We start from the raw sequence: 13,724 nt of genomic DNA on the forward strand, positions 1-13,724 counted from the left end.
ATTCTGCCTGTCGATCATATCAGGACTTGTATCCTTGGTGTTGTGGGCACTGGACTGTTAAAGAGGTATGAGTCGCTCACAGTATGTCTGAGCAAGTTTTTCACGGCTTTGCACTCAATTACCATAAATCCTGACTGGATAAACCTTGTAGCTATTCATCACTTCTTTAGAAACCAGTACCTATATCAATACCGACTATTTTTTCTTGTCGCCCTTTTTAGAGGGAAGTTCGCGCTGTATAGGCAAAATTGGACGTTCATTAGGGCTGAGTTCAATTGCCTTGGAAAAAGCGGCGATCGCTTCTTTCTCTCGTCCCATACTTCTTAGTAATAATCCTTTCGCTCCCCAAGCGTCGGCACTGTTTGGCTCTAATTTTATCGCCTCTTCTACCTTTGCCAAGGCTTCTTGGGGTTTGTTATTGCGATTGAGGATCAGCGCTTGGGCAAGTAATTCTTCAACGGATAAGGGAGTTGGGGATGCGGTTGGGGAAGGCGTAGCTTTTGGAGGTGTTGGTGGAGAGATCGCAGGTGGAGTCGCTGAATTGATCACGACAGGACTATTAGGAACTTCGGGTGCATTCTTTGCAGTTTTGCTAATGATTGCCATGACGATTAACAGTAACAAAGCCACTCCACCTGTAATCCAAATCCAGAGCTTCGGTGACTGGCGATTTGTTGCTGCTAAAGGGACGGTATGGGAAGAACTCGGATGATTTTGTGTCTCTGACAATTTTGTTGCAACTTGCGGGGACGTGATGAGAGTTTCTGTATTATTGGAGAGATGGTTGCTATTACTAATAACTGTTGGTAAATCATGTTCTGTAACTTTAGGCAAAGACTCGATCGCCTCTAGCACTTCTGAGGCAGTCTGATAACGCTGGCGGAAATCATAGCGCACCATTTTGTCGAGAATATCCAGAAATTGTGATGAATAAGTGCCCTGAATGCGATCGCGCCAGACTAATTCGGCAGTATCAGGATGCTCATCAAACAAACGTGGCTCCGCACCAGTAACTGCTTGGATTGCCATCATCCCTACAGCATAAATATCACTACTAAAGCGCGGCTTGCCATTGAGCTGCTCAATGGGCATATACCCAGGGGAACCGATCGCGATCGTCAGATTTGTATTTCCTTGCGGGTCAACTGCCAGACTGCCAATTTCTTTGACTGCACCAAAATCGATCAGGACAATTTTGCGATCGCTATTACGTCGGATCAAGTTAGCAGGCTTAATATCACGGTGGACGACATTGCGATCGTGGACATATACCAGTATTTCTAAAACTTCATTGAGCAAGGCGATCACGACGGATTCAGGCGATCGCTTGCCACTACTGATCTCCTGTGTAAGATCAGTGCCATCAGCAAATTCTTGGACTAGATAAAATTCTTCGCCTTCTTGAAAGTGGGCGAGTAAACGCGGAATGCGATCGTGGGAACCCAAGGAATAGAGCATTTCTGCCTCTTGATCAAATAAGCGCTTGGCGGTTTCCAGCACAAAAGGCTCGTTGGATACAGGCTTGAGTTGTTTTACCACACAGGTAGGATGCGTCGGCAAATCAATATCTTCAGCCAGATATGTTTGCCCAAAGCCACCCCCACCAAGGTGACTAATAATTTTGTAATGCCCTCTAAGTATTGTGTTTAGCACATTTTCTCTGCGGGTTATCGCTAAAAATTTACAGTCATTATCGCAAAGACTTACCAGCTACAGTTTTATTATTGCAAATTTTATTATGAATTTATGCAAACATTTGCTAGTATATAAATCGCTCTTTGAGCAAACGAGTAAATTTAGGGTGACTGGCGCAGTGGTAGCGCATCGGACTCTTAATCCGCTGGTCCTGGGTTCGAATCCCAGGTCACCCATTATCAAAAAAAGAGTTGTAGCACTTCGCGCTACAACTCTTTTTTTTGACCAGATCCCAACAAAGAAAAGCGAGTGCTTTGCACTCGCTTTTCTTTGTTTAGGGCTTAACCAAAAGAACGCAACGTAAGGGCAATTCATGAATTGCCCTTACGTTGCAGTGCGGGTTTCAAGTCATTTTGCGTAAGTCCTATTTTTGTGATTAGAGAACTACACCCTTAGGAGCGGGAATAGAAGGTTGTAAATACATCGTCAAGAACTGTACGCCATTATTTAAAAGGTGAGGCAGCTTCTGAATCTTTTTCATCCATTCAGGAGAATTGGATTCATCGATTTTTACTAGCTTGGCATTGTTCTCTTCGCACTTTTTGAGACAATTCCAGAACTTAGGATTTTCCATGTTGATGATTACAGGGAAAGCCTTCGCAGCATCGCGATTGGTTTCACGCAATACTTCATCAACATATTTTCTCGTATCCATGCCGATGGATTCATAGAACTCATTACGGACACAGATATCATTTAGATACATCGTCGCAAATACTGATAGCAAGAAGAACTTGCTCCAGAGCTTAGCTCTAAGCCCGTTAATATTTTTCTTGTCGCTACGAAGCAGTAAACTACAGAAATCACCATGACGGCTCTCGTCTTGGCACCAATTTTCAAAGAAATTGAAGATTGGATAAATCCGATATTCAGGATGAGCAAGGAAATGTTGGTGAATCTTGATATAGCGCCAGTAGCCAATCTTTTCGGATAGATAGGTGGCGTAGAAAATAAACTTCGGTGCGAAGTAGGTATATTTCTTGGTTTTGGATAATGTCGAAAGATCGAGTTGGAGATCGAAGTCTGGCATTGCCTTGTTTAAGAAACCAGCATGACGGGCTTCGTCACGGCTCATCAGGCTGAAAATTTCAGCCATGAGTGGGTTCTTGTCTTTGATTTTGACAGCAATTTCTTTGTAAAGGAGAAAACCAGAAAATTCTGAGGTGCAAGATCCTTCGAGGAATACACGAAAATGCTCTCTCACTTTTGGATCGATATGATCCCATGACTGATTGAAATCAGCAGTGCGGACAAAGTGACGACGATTGTAGTCAAATTTGAATTCTTCGAGGATCGCTTCGTAATCTGGTGTGAGATCGAAGATTTGCATCTTCGCCATTGCTTCAAAGTCTGTAGTGTAGAAGCGTGGGGTCAAGATACTATCACGTCGGCCAGTCCCATTAACCTTTTGTTGGTTTGACTGGCTTACATCGGGTTTAGAAGGAGTAGCTACCATAGTCTTGTGCTGTTCTCTTTTACTTTATTTGGGGCTGCTAAAGGATTTTGTTGATAAATTGCAGTTTAAATACCTATCTGACTGCCTATTTTACGACTAGTCTCTAATTTATGGGTAGTTATATCTAGAAAATAAGGTTTGCTTGTTAAGAAAAATTAAGCAATTCAAGTTCGGGCAAAGCCCGAACTTGAATTGCTTAATTTTTGATCGCTGCGTCAATTGTTTCGATGGTGAGCGATCGCAACAAACTCACCTGTGCTGAAGGCGTGGAAATATTGGCAAAATATGCGGGTGTAAGGTAATCAGCAAAACTAGTTTCTTGAACTAGATGGGTTTTGAAAAAGGCAACACTCAGCATCTTGAGATAATCCTGCGACTCGATCGCACTTGAACCAGCCAAAACATTACTGACTTCAGGACTGAGGCGATCGCTTGATGTTATTGCCGTAACCGCAGTATGACCAGCTTTATTTAGCAATACTAAATATCGATTTGGAGCAGTCAACCATGTAAAAGGCACAATTTGCTCGGAAACCACAGGGGCAAAGGTATCATCTGAACTGCCAACTATCGCGATCGGGACAGTGATTTTGCTCAAAGCCGCTTTACCCAAAACATGACTAGTCACAGGGTTAACAGAGATCGCAGCTTTGATACGTGAATCCCCTAATTTGTAGGTTTGGTTTGGTAAACCTAGTGCCACGCATTGCAATAACAGCGAAGCATTCCACTTATATTTACCTTGACAAGCTTCCGCCAGATCAGCGAACTGGATTTGGGCATCACTGACTAAAGCGAGAGCCGCATAGCCACCAAAAGAATGTCCAACCATGCCCACGTTTTGCCAATTGATGTTAGTTGCCTGTGGAGACTTCTCTAGGTAATTTAGTACCGCAGTTATATCCTGTGGGCGCTCAATAAAGCTCTCTGGTGGCGCAATCTCACTTGCTGCACCAATAATCAATTTATCTAACTGCTCCGCACTACTATTTGGAGAAACCGTCAGTACCACCGCAAACCCATAGGATGCAAGATGTTCGGAAAGATAGAGCAATGGCTCGCGGTTAGAGATTAGCCCAGGATAGATAACGATCGCAGGTATGGGTTTAGACTTATTAGTAAGTTTTGGGACAAATAAATAAAAGGGGATTTCATAGCGATTATCCAGTGCTGGCGCTTTGAGGCTATAACGTTCCCATGGATCTTTACCTTGATCCCGCAAATCAGCTAACTCAATCGGTGAAGGTACTGGCGTTACCGCTCCAGCTTGCTTGGTGGCTTCAGCATTAACCATTTGCACAACTTTTTGGGTGTTTTGCAACAAGTCGCTCAATTCACCAACTGTTTGTAGCCCTTCTTGAATATCGAAATAAATATCTGATGTGGGGAATTTTCTCAGGAAGCTGAGTAAAGATAAACCGTTCTGTTTGTCGGCTGTTGCCAAAACTGCGGCAGCACGGATGGCCCGATTACCCGATAGATTTGGACCAGTTTTAATAAAGTTTCCTAAGATATCTAATGCTCTTTCCCCTTGAGATGTGTATAAGAATCTCGACAATAGTGAGACAGGTACATCGGCTCTCTCTGTGAGGATGCGCCGAAAGTTTGCCATGTCTGGTGCAGAAATATAACGCGATGCCATGTCCAGTGCACCACGTAACTCGCCAGTTTTAGAAAAATTCTCTAAGTCATCAACAGATACAGAAACTTCAAAAATATTAAATCGGAAATTGACGGTTTCTGCTGCTTCACTAGGCTTAGCGATCGCCCCTGCCCCGATCGCACTCAGCAAAATCATTAGAGCCGCTGATCTAGGAGCCAAGCGGCGTGAAATATTTGTGATCTTGTCCGTGAGATATTTCATATGTAGGTTTATCAGTGAGATATCTCCTAGAAACTAGCACAACATTCACAAAACCCAGAAAATAGCGGTAATGATCTAGCTATTTAATTACTACGTTGCAACCTCAACCTCGAACATAATAAATTTCATCAAAGCGTTTCTTTGCAATGCTTTGATGTAATACCAAAGCACAAAATGGCTACGACATTTTGTGTTTGTAAAACCCTTGCTGGGTTTGGGTTTAATTCACAAAAGTGTCTTCACACTTTTGTGAATTGGGATGAAGGAGTAAGAGGAATACTGAGCATTCCTCTTACTCCTTGGCAATACATAAAACAATACAAATGTTAATATTCATCAATTTCGCCCCAAACCCTCTGGTGGCAATGCTAACATCCAAAGAAGTTAAACCTCGATTAAATAAAGCTTTAGGAGCGCATTTTGACATTACGAGTTGCTGTTGTAGGCGGCGGGCCTGCGGGTTCATGTGCTGCTGAAACACTTGCCAAAGCAGGAATTGAGACCTACATATTTGAGCGTAAACTGGACAACGCCAAACCCTGCGGTGGAGCAATTCCTCTATGTATGGTTCAAGAGTTTGATCTGCCTGACGAAATCATTGATCGCCGAGTCCGCAATATGAAGATGATCTCTCCCAGCAATGTGGAAGTAGACATCAAGCTAGATAATCCCGATGAATATATCGGTATGTGCCGCCGCGAAGTTTTAGATGCATTTTTACGCGAACGCGCCGCTAAACTTGGTGCAAATCTGATCAACGGTCGCATTCTTGATATCAAAATTACCGAAAATGGTAAAAAGCCTTACGTTCTCAGCTATTCAGACTTTGCTGAAGGCGGAAACGAAGGGATCATGCGTAGCCTCGAAGTCGATCTGATCGTCGGTGCTGATGGTGCGAACTCAGTTGTCGCTAAAGCAATGGATGCTGGCGACTATAACTATGCGATCGCTTTCCAAGAACGTATTCGCATTTCTCCAGAAAAAATGGAGTACTACAAAGATTTAGCTGAGATGTATGTTGGCGACGATGTTTCGCCCGACTTCTACGCATGGGTATTCCCCAAATATGATCACGTTGCGGTTGGGACTGGCACAATGCACAAAAACCAACGCATGATCAAGAAGCTTCAAGCAGGCATCCGCGCCCGTGCTTTGCCAAGGATCGAAGGTGGCGAAGTGATCAAAGTCGAAGCGCACCCAATTCCTGAGCATCCAAGACCTCGTCGTGTCGTTGGTCGGATTGCTCTCGTTGGCGATGCGGCTGGCTATGTCACCAAGTCGAGTGGCGAAGGTATTTACTTTGCCGCTAAGTCGGGTCGGATGTGCGCCGAAGCGATCGTGGAGTTTGCCGAAGCAGGCAAGCGCATTCCTACCGAAGCTGATCTCAAAGTTTACATCAAGCGTTGGGACAAGCAGTATGGCTTGACCTACAAGGTTCTCGACATTCTTCAGAATGTGTTTTACGCCACCAACGCCACCCGCGAAGCCTTTGTGGAAATGTGTGCCGACAAGGATGTGCAGAAGCTCACCTTTGACAGCTATCTCTACAAAACCGTCGTGCCAGCCAATCCTTTCACACAGTTGAAGATTACCGCTAAGACGATCGGCAGTTTGCTCAGAGGCAATGCATTAGCTCCCTAACTTAAAAAGGAGTCGCAAAGCGACTCCTTTTTAAAAATAGAAAAAATCACAGCTCTAGGGCTGTGATTTTTTCTATTTGCTGCTTTGACCTTCTTCGCGGCTAGATGTTTGAATATATAGCGTCAGCAAGAAGACGGTAGGTACAAATACTGCTAGAACAGTTGCGAGAAGACCGAGAAAATTAGTTTCCATAAATTTGACTTTAATTACTTAATTTTAAATATTTCGATGGCTGCTAATATTCTAAGTTCAAAATTGATTAGTCTTACGAAAAAATTAAAAAAGCCAAAAAGAAGGTGACGCAGAGCGTCACCTTCTTTTTGGAGATTAGGCTTCCCAGAGTTTGCTGATATTTTTTTCGAGACGCTCTTCGGCTTCAGCAAATACTTGCGCTGAGTTATCGAGCATTTCACCTGCATGAAGCTCAAGGATTTTAGTAGATAGAGCAATGCGATCGCGTGACTCATCGATATCGACCACTACAGCCTTGATCATGTCATTGATTTGAAATACACGAGTAGGATCGCTAACTGGCTTTTGGCTCATTTCCTTAACATGTAACAGCCCTGAAACTCCAGCAAACTCCACAAATGCCCCAAAAGGACGAATATTGGATACTCGACCTGTAATCAGTTGGCCCTTAGCAAGTTGGTTCATCGCCGCAAGTTTGGCGGCTTGGCGGTTAGATAGCACCAGCTTTTTACGGGTTTCGTCAGCTTCTAAAACCATCACAGGCAACATTTTGCCAATCAGTTTAGCGAGATCTGAGGTGTCAGAAAGATGCGATCGCGGTACAAAGCCTCGTAAACCAACAGAGTCAACGATTACACCGCCGCTGTTTGTGCCAATTACTCGACATTCAAAGACTTTCGACTCTGCTTGGTAATCACGGAGAGTTTGCCAAGCTTGCTTGAATAACAAACGGCGAACTGATAGCTTCACTTCACCATCAGCATTTTGACTACTAATGATCAGAAATTCGTACTCATTACCGATCGGGAAAGCATCACCATTAGAGCGCGAAGCACCACTAAGAGTTGCTTCTTCGATGGGAAGGAAACCTAAAGACTTTGCGCCAATATCGACATAAATGCCACTACTTTCAACTGACACAACCTTGCCCTTCACCGTTTGCCCAACGGCAAATTCGTAGTTATGTTCGGCGAGGGCGTTGGCAAAATCGTCGGCAGAAAATGGCTGAATATTTGTTGTGGCGTTCATGGATATGAATATGCGTAGCGTTGCTTGCGTGTATTTTATTGTAATTGTCTCATAGCGCTATAGAGAATATGAAGTAAATCTATCTTTCTCTAGAATTGCTACGCTTCTTAACATTAAACCCCAAAAAATAGAGCGGCGCGAAGCACCGCTCTATTTTTTGAGGTTTATCGATCGCTATATTTTATTGGTGACTTTTTGGCGATCGCTGATCATATAAATGATAAACAGTATGACTATTACCAAATCAATGATCACCGCAGTTCCTGCTTGACCAAGATATTGTCTACCGTAAATCAGCACCAAACTAACGAAGGTCAGCTTGCTAATAATTGAAATAGCCACAATTAATGAACGATTTATGGAGTTAAATGCCCCATATATTTGCATCACTCCCACAAGAGTTATTAAAGCTCCCCAATTACGGACAATGATTTCAGAAAGCTGACCTTCAAGAGAAGCGCCAAAGAAAGAATTCAGTGCTGCTTGTGGTGCGATCGCGGCATAAAACAATGTACAAGTCAGCAAACCAGACACAAGCATAATCCACTTAATCTTGTCAGCAACCCAATTCATTGTTTTTCCTTTCTAAATAAAGTTTTCATCTAGCTGTCGCCAGTTAATCTTGCACTAAAACCCAGAAGAATAGTTACGGCGCAACTATTCTTCTGGGTTTTAGTGCAATGCAGATTTTACTTAGGACATAAAACCCAAATAAATAAAGGTGGCGCAAAGCGCCACCTTTATTTATTTGGGTTTTGCTTTGTCCAAGCTATCTCTTGCATTGATATATCCGTATAACAGGTATTGAGCTAATGCATTAGACTAGATAAATAGTTAAGTCAACCGATTACCGCATCGACGGGGCAATAAGGAGCGACAGGCAGTGATGTCTTCTGGAAAAAAAATCTTTTTGGCAAACTTTTGGCGGCGCGTCAAAACAACGGTCGTAAGTTTAGCCATATTGCAAAGTGTAGCGACAACCTTACCAGTATCTGCACAAACTACTGATACTGAAAGCACTGTGACCATCGGCTACACCGAACTGCTTGCAAATGTGAAAGAAAATCGAGTTCAAAAAATCGATTTAGAAAGCAATGGTCTAGCGGCGGAAGCAGTTTTGAAAGATGGGCGCAAGGTCAGGGTTGACTTACTTGCCCGTGATGGCAATACCGAGTTAATGAAGGCATTACGCGAAAATGGTGTCGATACAGCAGTGAAAGCACCACAGCAGCCAACCTTAATTTGGCAACTGGTGAGTACATTTTTTGTGCCCATGCTTTTGATCTTCATATTGCTAATGGTGTTACGTCGCCTCAGCAATGCTCCTGGAGGGCCTGGGCAAACTCTCAGCTTTGGCAAGACTAAAGCAAGATTCTCGCCCGAAGCAAAAACGGGGATCATGTTTGAGGATGTGGCGGGGATTGATACGGCAAAGGAAGAATTACAGGAAGTCGTTACATTTCTTAAACAGCCCGATCGCTTTACGGCAGTTGGCGCAAAAATCCCCAAGGGCGTATTGCTAATTGGCCCACCAGGGACAGGTAAGACTTTATTAGCCAAGGCGATCGCAGGAGAAGCGGGGGTTCCTTTCTTCTCTTTGTCAGGTTCAGAATTTGTAGAAATGTTTGTGGGCGTGGGGGCTTCCCGCGTCCGCGATTTATTCCAAAAAGCCAAAGATAATGCTCCATGTATCATTTTCATTGATGAAATTGATGCAGTCGGTCGGCAACGTGGATCGGGCATCGGCGGCGGCAACGATGAGCGTGAGCAAACTCTAAACCAGATGCTCACGGAAATGGACGGATTTCAAGGTAATTCAGGCGTGATTGTGGTTGCTGCAACTAATCGTCCTGATGTGCTAGATAGCGCTTTACTAAGACCAGGTCGTTTTGATCGCCAAATTACGGTGGACTATCCCGACTATAAAGGTCGTCAAGAAATCCTCAAAGTCCATGCCCGCAATAAAAAACTTGAGGAAAGTGTCTCTCTTGAATCAGTAGCTCGTTTGACTCCTGGGTTTGCAGGTGCAGACTTGGCTAACCTGTTAAACGAAGCAGCAATCTTGGCGGCACGTCGTTATAAAGAGGCGATTGGGGAACTAGAAATTGCCGACGCGATCGATCGCATTACCATTGGTTTAACCATGAAGCCAATGCTCGATAGCTCCAAAAAACGTCTGGTTGCTTATCACGAAGTTGGTCATGCCTTGGTAATGACCTTGCTTAAGAATGCATCTTTGCTCGACAAAATAACCATTGTGCCCCGCTCTGGCGGTATCGGGGGATTTGCTAAAGGTGTGCCCGATGAAGAGTATGGACTGGAATCGCGATCGCAGATTCTGGACACAATTACGATGATGCTCGGTGGTAGAGCTGCCGAAGAAGTAGTCTTTGGCGATGCCGAAATTACTACAGGCGCATCGGGCGATTTCCAGCAAGTCGCAAGGCTGACGCGATTGATGGTGACTCAATTTGGCATGTCAGACTTGGGTTTAGGCGCACTCGAAAGCGAAAGCGGCGAGATCTTTTTGGGACGCAATATGATGCCTCAAAATGATTATTCGGTCAAACTAGGCGATCGCATTGATCGTCAAATCCGTCAGATTGCCCAAAACTGCTACTACACTGCCAAGCGCTTAATCGAAGAAAATCGTGACTTGTGCGATCGCCTAGTCGATATTCTGCTAGATGTAGAAACTTTAGACGGCGAAGAGTTTCGCAAAATCGTTGCGGAATACACGAAGATACCCGAAAAGAAGACTGCTTCAGTCAAGTTCTAAAACAAAAAAAAGAATGAGCGCTGGGCGCTCATTCTTTTTTAAAGAGATTTAAAGGGAGCGCTAAGCGCTCCCTTTTTTATGTGACGGCTAATTTTTGGAGCTTTACTTCAAAGCGTTCCCAAGGTTTAGGCTCGATCACCTGTGTGGAAATATTATTTTCTGTAAATAGCGATCGCAGAGAATCCATCGTTCCTTCTGCCTTCAGGATATTTAGCAAGAAACCGCTATAGGTCAAATCACCACCTGCGGCAGTTGGCAACATCACTTGAGGCTTGAGCCATTTTGCAACCTGTACAGCACCTTGCTGCCCTTTGATCACCGTACCAATCAGAGGCAATTTCAAATCAATTGTGGGTGTGATCACCACGTCCACAGGCGCAAATTCCTGAATTGCAGCCGCATGATAGCCATGTGGTTCGTAATAAATAGAAGTTCCTTCTACGAGATCTTTCAAAATATACCCATTCTCAAAAGTATTTGGGCCAATGGGCGAACCCAGAACGGCTCTAATTTCTAAAAGATTGGGAATGCTAAATACTTCACCATGGGCAAGAGCTGTAACTTGCCTATAATCCAGCCCCCTAACCAGCTTGGCAGCACTCGGTGAAGCTATTACAGGAATTTGGCGATCGAGTTGTTTAAGTGTTGCGGGGTGAGCGTGATCTGGCAAGCCCTGCGACAGCAAAATCAAATCAATATTTTTTGGGATTTCTCTTGGTGTCCGTCGCTCAGATTTGAAAAACCACGCAGCATTACCAAACATCAGTGCATCAACTAGCCAAGGATCAAGCAAGATCCGTTTGCCTGCAATCTCGATCAGCCAAGAATTACTGTCTAGCCATGTTAGGTACATAGTTTTTTGCGTTCGTAAGTTTCTAAACAATATTGTAACGAATTGTTTACGATCCAAAAGATAGAGACTTAGCAAAGCGCAGTTTCTATCTTTTGACATAAAAAACCCGCAGGAGGCATTCTTGCGGGGAGAAATTATGTAGATACGTCGCTAGTGAGTAGAGTATCTTCCTTTTTTCTGCTTTTAGTGGTGACTCAAGTCACATCAAGACTGCGATCATTAAAAATCATTCTTGTGACATCGATCACACATACTGGTAAAAAACTTAGCCACTCGTTACAGACCCATAAGGTTGACTGTACTTATCGACACTTTTGCAGATCATCCTTTAAACGTATAAGAAAGTAGGGCTAAACTTACGTCTATTTGCAAAATCAACTTTACTGTTATTTCTCTAGCGATCTCTAACAATTTGATTAAGGGGATAAGCGATGGATTACCAAATTTTAGGGGAATAAAGCTTTATAAAAAGCATCAACTGATCGAATCGTCATCTTAAATGATTAATCTCGTTGATGTTTTCAGTAGCAAGGCACAATTAAATATAAAATCCCAAAACCTGCCCTGACTGCTATACAGACGGGATAGGTTTTGAATCTGTTTATTTATTATGCCGAGGTACTTAGCAGCCAATCTACAATCTTCAAGACAAGATTTAAATGCTCAGCAATCTAAAATAGTGGTGTATATATCTAAATCATGGCAAAAGTCACAACAAAAAGAAAAAATTATTTGGCGCGTTTTTTAGCGATCGCCATTGGAGCAGCAATATTTGCCGCATTTACGCCGACGATTGCCCATGCGATCGAATCTCCCACGCTCGAATCTTTGAGCAAAACGACTAATGAACTGCGATTGTCAGTTGACACGGGTTGGGTATTAATCACTGGGTTTCTAGTGTTTTTCATGCAATGCGGCTTTGCCATGCTAGAGGCGGGACTAGTCCGACAAACGGGGGTTGTGAATACATTAGCCGAAAACTTTGTTGATGCTGCAATTACACTCTTGGCATGGTGGGTTACTGGTTTTGCGATCGCCTTCGGTACAACTAGCAATGGTTTTTTTGGGACAGACGGGTTCTTTTTAAATAACGCATTAACGATCAGTAATGGCGCGATCGAATATGCAATGGGGGCGGGCGGTTCGACTGCGCCAGTTAGTACATTCACCCTTTTCTTTTTTCAGTTTGCTTTTTCCGCAACCGCGAGTACGATCACCACAGGGTCAATGGCTGAGCGGACTGATTTTAAAGGCGACTTAATTTACGCCTTTATCATGGGAGCTGTAATGTATCCAATAGTCGTGCATTGGGCTTGGAACAATGGTGGTTGGTTATATAAACTCGGTTTCCATGATTTTGCAGGAGATGCTGCCGTACATACTGTAGGCGGCTGGACAGCTTTAGTTGGTGCATATATTCTCGGACCTCGCCCTGATCGAGTATGGGGGCAAATCCCACCAGCACATAACCTTGGCTATGCGACCATTGGCACGATGATTTTGTGGTTTGGTTGGTATGGGTTTAATGCTGGTTCAACCCTGACGCTTAGTAATCCTGGACTAGCGGGATTGATCGTTGTCAATACGACTCTAGCGGCGGCGGCTGGTGCAATGACTGCATTTCTCTACATTTACTTTCGCATTCGTCAGTGGCACTTATTCTGTGGACTAAATGGCTCACTCGCTGGTTTAGTCGCGATCACGGCAGGCTGTGCTTATGTCATGCCTTGGGCGGCAGCTTTAATTGGCGCAGTAGCTGGTGTGATTGTACTTATTGCTGTAGATGTTATTGAATGGTTTGAAATTGACGATCCTGTTGGCGCATTTGCGGTGCATGGCGTATGCGGCATGATGGGCATAATCTGTGTTGGCTTATTTGGACACCCAGCATTAACGATGAATAAAAAAGCTGGTCTATTCCTAGGAGGTGGCTTTGATTTGCTAGGAGTACAACTCGGTGGTGAAGTAGCGATTATCATCTTTGTTGTTATATTCTCATTTTTGATGTTTGGCGCACTCAATGCTGTTGGAATGTTACGAGTCAATCCTGAAGCCGATCGCATCGGTATTGATGTTTACGAGCATGGTGCATCGGCTTGGCCAGATGTCTATCCCATCGACGATTTGCAATTTGATGACGAAGAAGAAGACTAAAGAAAATAAAAGCCACCGTTTCGCGATGTCTTTTATTTTCTGTCGGCAATTCTCATCATAA

Annotated in this window: 10 protein-coding genes and 1 tRNA gene; 4 read left to right on the top strand and 7 right to left on the bottom strand. The window is 43.8% G+C overall.

Annotated features, from left to right (window positions below):
• Positions 1 to 195: 195 nt before the first annotated feature.
• On the bottom strand, positions 196 to 1,653 hold the full coding sequence (locus CQ839_RS04160) for a serine/threonine-protein kinase (RefSeq protein ID WP_103667025.1): 1,458 nt from the start codon (positions 1,651 to 1,653) through the stop codon (positions 196 to 198).
• A 146-nt stretch (positions 1,654 to 1,799) separates the two neighbouring features.
• Between CQ839_RS04160 and CQ839_RS04165 the strand changes: the two genes are divergently transcribed.
• A tRNA-Lys gene (locus tag CQ839_RS04165) sits at positions 1,800 to 1,871 on the top strand.
• A 200-nt stretch (positions 1,872 to 2,071) separates the two neighbouring features.
• Here the strand turns inward: CQ839_RS04165 and acsF are convergent.
• Together acsF and CQ839_RS04175 are read right to left on the bottom strand one after the other, a co-directional pair.
• A complete protein-coding gene (gene acsF, locus CQ839_RS04170; protein WP_103667026.1) occupies positions 2,072 to 3,151 on the bottom strand; it encodes a magnesium-protoporphyrin IX monomethyl ester (oxidative) cyclase in 1,080 nt (359 codons plus the stop codon).
• 196 nt (positions 3,152 to 3,347) lie between these two features.
• Positions 3,348 to 5,015 carry an alpha/beta hydrolase gene (locus CQ839_RS04175; RefSeq protein ID WP_103667027.1) on the bottom strand — a complete coding sequence of 556 codons (1,668 nt, stop codon included), beginning with the start codon at positions 5,013 to 5,015 and terminating at the stop codon, positions 3,348 to 3,350.
• 420 nt (positions 5,016 to 5,435) lie between these two features.
• Between CQ839_RS04175 and chlP the strand changes: the two genes are divergently transcribed.
• Positions 5,436 to 6,656: a geranylgeranyl reductase gene (gene chlP / locus CQ839_RS04180; protein WP_103667028.1), complete on the top strand. Its 1,221-nt coding sequence runs from the start codon at positions 5,436 to 5,438 to the stop codon at positions 6,654 to 6,656.
• Positions 6,657 to 6,728: 72 nt separating this feature from the next.
• On the opposite strand, the gene psbM is transcribed toward chlP, so the two are convergent.
• The 3 genes from psbM to CQ839_RS04195 all read right to left on the bottom strand — a co-directional run bounded on the left by psbM (position 6,729) and on the right by CQ839_RS04195 (position 8,450).
• The gene (gene psbM, locus CQ839_RS04185) at positions 6,729 to 6,848 is read right to left on the bottom strand and encodes a photosystem II reaction center protein PsbM (protein ID WP_009625880.1); all 120 of its coding nucleotides are present in this window, start codon (positions 6,846 to 6,848) and stop codon (positions 6,729 to 6,731) included.
• 135 nt (positions 6,849 to 6,983) lie between these two features.
• Positions 6,984 to 7,877, bottom strand: a complete 894-nt coding sequence (locus CQ839_RS04190; protein WP_103667029.1) for a S1 RNA-binding domain-containing protein — start codon at positions 7,875 to 7,877, stop codon at positions 6,984 to 6,986.
• A gap of 174 nt (positions 7,878 to 8,051) precedes the next feature.
• Positions 8,052 to 8,450, bottom strand: coding sequence for a hypothetical protein (locus tag CQ839_RS04195; protein WP_103667030.1), 399 nt, complete (start codon positions 8,448 to 8,450; stop codon positions 8,052 to 8,054).
• Between the two features lie 313 nt (positions 8,451 to 8,763).
• Here CQ839_RS04195 and ftsH point away from each other — a divergent pair, with 313 nt between their 5' ends.
• Positions 8,764 to 10,656, top strand: coding sequence for an ATP-dependent zinc metalloprotease FtsH (gene ftsH, locus CQ839_RS04200; RefSeq protein ID WP_103667031.1), 1,893 nt, complete (start codon positions 8,764 to 8,766; stop codon positions 10,654 to 10,656).
• A 76-nt stretch (positions 10,657 to 10,732) separates the two neighbouring features.
• Here ftsH and CQ839_RS04205 read toward each other — a convergent pair whose 3' ends face one another.
• Complete coding sequence (locus CQ839_RS04205; RefSeq protein ID WP_103667032.1) at positions 10,733 to 11,509, bottom strand: MBL fold metallo-hydrolase; 777 nt, start codon at positions 11,507 to 11,509, stop codon at positions 10,733 to 10,735.
• A 699-nt stretch (positions 11,510 to 12,208) separates the two neighbouring features.
• On the opposite strand from CQ839_RS04205, the gene CQ839_RS04210 reads away from it, so the two are divergent.
• The gene (locus CQ839_RS04210) at positions 12,209 to 13,663 is read left to right on the top strand and encodes an ammonium transporter (protein ID WP_103667033.1); all 1,455 of its coding nucleotides are present in this window, start codon (positions 12,209 to 12,211) and stop codon (positions 13,661 to 13,663) included.
• Positions 13,664 to 13,724 lie beyond the last annotated feature (61 nt).

The organism is Pseudanabaena sp. BC1403 (genome assembly GCF_002914585.1).
Lineage (GTDB): Bacteria > Cyanobacteriota > Cyanobacteriia > Pseudanabaenales > Pseudanabaenaceae > Pseudanabaena.

What these genes read in the sequence shown, in the direction of transcription:
- acsF (WP_103667026.1), bottom strand. Translation starts at nt 3,151, where the DNA reads ATGGTAGCTACTCCTTCTAAACCCGATGTAAGCCAGTCAAACCAACAA.
- CQ839_RS04175 (WP_103667027.1), bottom strand. Translation starts at nt 5,015, where the DNA reads ATGAAATATCTCACGGACAAGATCACAAATATTTCACGCCGCTTGGCT.
- psbM (WP_009625880.1), bottom strand. Translation starts at nt 6,848, where the DNA reads ATGGAAACTAATTTTCTCGGTCTTCTCGCAACTGTTCTAGCAGTATTT.
- CQ839_RS04190 (WP_103667029.1), bottom strand. Translation starts at nt 7,877, where the DNA reads ATGAACGCCACAACAAATATTCAGCCATTTTCTGCCGACGATTTTGCC.
- CQ839_RS04195 (WP_103667030.1), bottom strand. Translation starts at nt 8,450, where the DNA reads ATGAATTGGGTTGCTGACAAGATTAAGTGGATTATGCTTGTGTCTGGT.
- ftsH (WP_103667031.1), top strand. Translation starts at nt 8,764, where the DNA reads ATGTCTTCTGGAAAAAAAATCTTTTTGGCAAACTTTTGGCGGCGCGTC.
- CQ839_RS04205 (WP_103667032.1), bottom strand. Translation starts at nt 11,509, where the DNA reads ATGTACCTAACATGGCTAGACAGTAATTCTTGGCTGATCGAGATTGCA.
- CQ839_RS04210 (WP_103667033.1), top strand. Translation starts at nt 12,209, where the DNA reads ATGGCAAAAGTCACAACAAAAAGAAAAAATTATTTGGCGCGTTTTTTA.